General features: G+C 69.1%; 1 protein-coding gene. It reads right to left on the bottom strand.

Going from position 1 to position 269, the window contains the following annotated elements; all coding sequences use genetic code 11:
* Positions 1-5: 5 nt before the first annotated feature.
* On the bottom strand, positions 6-269 hold a 264-nt coding region (locus SB772_RS41400; protein ID WP_410838699.1), incomplete at its 5' end, for a hypothetical protein.

Raw genomic sequence — 269 nt, 5'->3', positions numbered from 1 at the left:
CAATGTCATAGGGCCTCCTGCTTGCGCAGTGGCATGGCGGCCGGCTCGGCGCGGCGGCGACGTGGGAGTTGCGCGGCGGCGTGTTCGGTGGACGCCGCAGGCATCGAGGCGTGGTCGGCTTCGGCGGAAGGCCGGCTGTGTGAGTTGACGGCGCTTGCAGACGGGGCTTGCGCGATGAGTTCAGTCACGCCCGGTGTCGTGGCTTCTGCCGTGGCTTCTTGCCGGCTTTCCATCGCGGTTTCCGCCGGGCGTTGCGATGCATCCTGCGC

The organism is Paraburkholderia sp. SIMBA_030 (genome assembly GCF_046535245.1).
In the GTDB taxonomy this organism is placed as follows: domain Bacteria; phylum Pseudomonadota; class Gammaproteobacteria; order Burkholderiales; family Burkholderiaceae; genus Paraburkholderia.
This window is presented reverse-complemented; position numbering and strand designations above follow the sequence as displayed.